The organism is Pelotomaculum isophthalicicum JI (assembly GCF_029478095.1).
Lineage (GTDB): Bacteria > Bacillota > Desulfotomaculia > Desulfotomaculales > Pelotomaculaceae > Pelotomaculum_D > Pelotomaculum_D isophthalicicum.
Genome location: NZ_JAKOAV010000067.1, coordinates 1 through 5392 on the forward strand (window position 1 = coordinate 1; position 5392 = coordinate 5392).

Annotated in this window: 2 protein-coding genes and 1 pseudogene; all 3 read left to right on the top strand. The window is 48.0% G+C overall.

The window, feature by feature from the left end:
* Window positions 1-641: 641 nt before the first annotated feature.
* Window positions 642-816: pseudogene (locus tag L7E55_RS17275) on the top strand (hydrogenase iron-sulfur subunit); the annotation flags it as partial.
* Between the two features lie 329 nt (window positions 817-1145).
* Window positions 1146-4238 carry an FAD-dependent oxidoreductase gene (locus L7E55_RS17280; protein WP_277445606.1) on the top strand — a complete coding sequence of 1031 codons (3093 nt, stop codon included), beginning with the start codon at window positions 1146-1148 and terminating at the stop codon, window positions 4236-4238.
* Window positions 4239-4280: 42 nt separating this feature from the next.
* On the top strand, window positions 4281-5129 hold the full coding sequence (locus tag L7E55_RS17285) for a hydrogenase iron-sulfur subunit (RefSeq protein ID WP_277445607.1): 849 nt from the start codon (window positions 4281-4283) through the stop codon (window positions 5127-5129).
* Window positions 5130-5392 lie beyond the last annotated feature (263 nt).

Sequence of the window (5392 nt, forward strand, 5' to 3'; positions counted from 1 at the left end):
TGCTCCTGACATAATGATTGTCGGCGCAACCTCCGGCTGCACACGTCAATTATTGTCTCAGATTACCGCCCCCTTTGGCAAGAAAAAACTATTCATTTCCCGATAGGGAAACTGAGCGGCAACAGAATCCGCATCCAAGTTTACCGTGCCCGTGCCGGAGGAGTTTCACGAACTTCTAGAAAGTGAGTATTTTATCAATCACCCGCCCGGACCAAGACGTAGAGATTTAGTATTAATAATTAATAAGAACAAGAAAATATGACTTGAGACGGTGAGATAAAATGAGCATGTCATAAGTAGTGGCGCCCCTGTTTGTTTGCGCATCAGCACAACTAAACGGGGGCGTTTTTTCCTTTCCGGCATGATGTGGTGCGTATTTAAGATGGAATAAATACAATTTATTTTATCTTGAATACCAATAAAAATATTCAATATGATCAATAAAGGAATTTTGTTGTCATTATTGAATTACTATCATTGTCGTGGGGTTGACCCCTCTTCATTTGTCCCGGGGGCGCGATGAATTGTCCATGAAGATTAATGACAAAACCGGGATTGCTGAGTAAGGAGGTGAGATAAGCATGGGTGCAAAACTTAAGTTTAGAACAATGATCTTAGGTTCTTCGCGTAATTGTTGAGCATACGGCGCTGCTGATTTGGCTGGAGTTTCCAGACAACAATATGTTACACACAAAGCTTGCAGGCATCATGTGCACCGGCAGAGTCGATTTGGCATATGTACTCAGAGCTTTCTCAAAAGGAATAAACGGGGTGTTTACCGGCGTTCGTTATCTTAACGAATACCATCATATCACTGTCGTAACCTCCTACTCTGTTTGCAAGGTGTATGAGCGTAAAGTGTATGGTGTGGAGCATGTATCTCGGCTTGTAGGTATGGTGCCGTAACTCGATAAGTTAGAGTTAAAGGCGGGGGTTAACCCTGTTCTCAGCAAAGTAGATGCCTCGGAAAAAACAAAATATCCAACAAGGGTTGTTTACAATTAGAGCACTATACTGATAACGAGCTCTTAAGCCAAATTGAGGCGGTTCCAGCAGTTATTACTGCCACACTCGAATGCGGTAGCGGTGCGGTTTTCAAAACTCAGAATAGCACGGGCAATAAAACCTGATAAAGGTGGAGAAAAATGGAAAAAGAACAAATTATAGAACAGATATCCAAAAGTTTCGGAACGAGAAATTTCGGAGATGTTATGGTGGTCGGTGGAGGGATCAGCGGTATACAAGCCGCGCTTGATCTTGGCACCGCCGGTTTTAAAGTTTACCTGGTGGACACGGCGCCGACCATTGGCGGGCACATGGCCCAGCTTGACAAGACCTTTCCCACCAACGACTGCTCCATGTGCATTGAATCACCCAAGTTTGTCGAATGCAACAGGCATCCCAATATAGAGATCGTATCCTATACCGAAGTTCACGGTGTGGAAGGGAAAGCGGGGGACTTCAAGGTAACCCTGTTTAAAAAGCCCAGGTATATCGATGAGAGCAAATGCACGGGCTGTACTGTCTGTGCAGAATACTGCCCGGTCAAGTACCCCGATCAATTTAATCAAGGAATATCAAACAATAAAGCCATCCATATCTATTTTGCGCAGGCAATTCCCCTTAAACCTTATATAGATGAAAGCTGCCTTTACCTTAAAGAAGAAAAATGTCAGATTTGCCAGGGAGTCTGCAAGACAGGCGCCATAGATCTCAAGCAGGCGGGGGAGAAGATAGAAGTACAAGTAGGGGCGATCATTCTGGCTCCCGGCTATGAGCCGTTTGACCCCAAGTTGAGGGAAGACTACGGCTACGGAAAGTTTGAGAACGTGGTAACCAGTATGGACTATGAAAGGCTGTTGTGCGCCACCGGGCCGTACGAAGGTGAGATCCTGCGCGCCACCGACAAGAAGCATCCCCATAACATCGCCTGGATTCACTGTGTCGGTTCCAGACAGGTTATCCCCGGCGGCAACAGCTATTGTTCAGCAGTATGCTGCACCTACACCCAAAAACAGGTAATATTGACAAAAGACCATGACGCTGATGCCAGGTGCACCATATTCCATAACGATATTCGTTCCTACGGCAAGGATTTCGAGCGGTTCTACCAGAGAGCGGAGAACCTTCCCGGGATTCGGTTTATTAGAAGCTACGTGTCGATAGGAAAAGAGATCCCGGAAAGCAAGAATGTAACCATACGGTATTCCACACCAGACGATGGAGTAAAAGAAGAAGAATTCGACATGGTGGTGCTGTCCGTTGGATTGAACCCTCCTCATGATTTTAAGGGTCTGGCAGACAGGTTCGGCATCGAACTCAATAATCACGGATTCTGCAAAACCAATCCTTTTAATCCGATGGAAACCACTCGCCCGGGAATTTTTGTCAGCGGAGCCTTCCAGGGTCCCGTAGATATCCCTGAGTCGGTTGTGACCGCTAGCGGGGCCGGTTCCCAATGTGGTGAACTCCTTAACTACCGGCGGGGGAACCTGTCCAGAGAAAGGGTGTATCCACCGGAAAGAGACGTCTCGCAAGAAGAGCCCAGGATAGGTGTCTACGTGTGCCACTGCGGGGCTAATATCGGAAGAATAGTAGATGTTCCCGACACGGTTGAATATGCCAAGACCCTGCCCAATGTAGTTCACGCTGAAGAAAACCTCTTTATATGTTCCACAGAAGCCGCCGCGATGTTGGCGAAGGATATCCAGGAAAGAGATCTCAATCGCGTGATTGTCGCCGCCTGCACCCCCAGAACCCATGAACCCCTATTCCGGGACACCCTGCGGGAAGCCGGAATCAATCAATATTACTACGACATGGCCAATATTAGAGAACACTGCTCCTGGGTGCACTCCAAAGAAAAAGAAGCCGCCACCCAAAAGTCAAAAGATATAATCCGGATGTCCGTAGCCCGGGCCATCCATTTAGAGCCTTTGCAGGAATTCGACCTGCCCGTCGACAAAAGGGCGGTAGTTGTCGGCGGAGGCGTGGCCGGCATGACCAGCGCCCTCTCCATAGCCAGCCAGGGACATGAGGTTCACCTGGTGGAAAAAGAAAAAGAACTGGGAGGGATCGCGCGCAGAATACATTACACCCTCGAAGGGCTGGATGTACAGTCATATTTGCGTGATCTGATCAGCAAAGTTTACCGGCACCCCCTGGTACATGTATATACCGGCGCCACCATCCCCGAGGCAACCGGCTACGTGGGGAACTTCACGACCAAGGTGAAGTCCGGAGGAAGGGTCTCAGAGATAAAACATGGAGCCACTGTCATCGCTACCGGCGCTGATGTATACAAGCCTACCGAATACCTTTATGGCGAAGATGACCGGGTCATGACCCACCTTGAGTTGGAGGAGCAAATCGCCAAAGGAGACGAAAAAGTAATTAACGCCGGGAGCATAGCGATGATCCAATGCGTGGGCTGCAGGCAGGAAGACAGGAATTACTGCAGCCGGATATGTTGCGGCGAGTCAATAAAGAACGCCTTGAAACTAAAAGAGATAAACCCCGAAATAGATATCTACATTTTCTTCCGGGATATCAGAAGCTACGGGTTCAAAGAAGATTATTACCGGGAAGCGGCAAGTAAAGACGTCAGGTTCATCCGCTATGAGCCCGATAATAAACCACAGGTGGAAGCAGTTCAAGAAGATGGCCGAAGCTTCTTGCGGATTACCGCGACCGATCCCGTTTTAGGCAAAAAGCTTGAAATAGACGCCGACGCGCTCGCTTTAGCCGCCGCCGTCATTCCCGCCGCGGACAGAAAAGAAATATCCGGATTATTCAAGGTATCCTTAGGACCCGATGAATTCTTCCAGGAAGCCCATGTCAAATTAAGACCTGTTGACTTTGGCGCGGAAGGCGTTTACCTGTGCGGAATAGCTCACTATCCCAAGCTATTATCGGAAACAGTCAGCCAGGCATATGGAGCCGCCGGCCGGGCCTTAACCCTACTCGCAAATGATACCGTTGTGGCCTCAGGCTCCGTTTGCGCGGTAAATGAGCGCATGTGTATGGGATGCGGGGCGTGCGTCACAGCGTGCACCTATGGCGCCATAGAGCTTCATGACACAAAACAAGGCAAAAAGGCCGAGGTTATTCCCGTTCTCTGCAAAGGAGACGGCCTTTGCAACGCAAAGTGTCCGACAGGAGCAATTCAGCTGAAACACTATACTGATGAAGAGCTTTTAAGCCAAATTGACGCGCGTTTTAAAGAATCATTTGTGTAATGAACAAGACCCCGGATTACTAACAAAGGAGTTTAGATAAAAATGAGTGCTGAAGCTAAATTTACACCGAAGATGATCGGTATAATATGCAATTGGTGCTGCTATGGAGGAGCGGATCTTTGCGGGGTTTCCCGTTTTCAGTACCCCCCCTATATAAGGCTTATCAGGGTGATGTGCTCGGCCAGAGTCGATATGAAACACATATTCCGGGCTTTCGCAAATGGAGCGGACGCGATGTTCGTAGGCGGCTGCCATCTTGACGACTGCCATTATATCACTCATGGAAATTACGAAGCGATAAGCATGGTTCAGCTATGCAGAAAATTACTGGAGCACGTCGGGATAAATCCCAAGAGATTAAGGATTGAATGGGTATCCGCCGGTGAAGGAATTCGTTTCGCCAATATTATGAATGAATTCGCCGCGGAGATACAGAAGATGGGACCTCTTGGAAAAGCCGAAGGAATCAATGAAATTGAATTAAAGACAAGAATTGAAGAAGTTACCAAGCTAATCCCCTACATTAAGCTGGCGAAACAGGATAAGCTGGCGTTGCATATCCGCGACAACCATGACGCATATAACGAGCTTTACACCAGTGACGAAATAGATGAGTTATTGCGTGAAGTACCCTCGTACTATATTGACCCGGAAAAGTGCCAGGCCTGTATGACGTGCGCCAGGAGATGCCCCGTGGAGGCGATCATCAGTGCCAAGGGCCAGGTCCACGTTATTGATCAAGAGAAATGTATAAAATGCGGGACTTGCTTTGAAGCTTGCCCGCCTCGCTTTAGTTCGATCAGGAAGATTGTCGGCGAGCCTGTTCCGCCTCCTGTTCCAGAAGGAGAAAGAGCTGTAGTCAGAAAGAGTAAAGAAAAAGAAGTTGGTTGAAGCAAGAAAAGGAAGACTACTTTTGATGTGGCGTGGAATTAAGCACAATCAGGTGCCCAACTTATACAACCTGCGCGGCTAAAGGCCATGGCTGCGGAGGTATTCAGAGGGCCTTAAATAAGACACACAGAGGAGTTTGAAAATGAGGTACGCAGAGACAGGGTTTAATTTAGAAGTTGATTTATCAACAGGAAACATCGAGAAGGTAGAAACCGACCCGAAATGGACCGAACAACATATCGGGGGACTAGGCACCAACATGA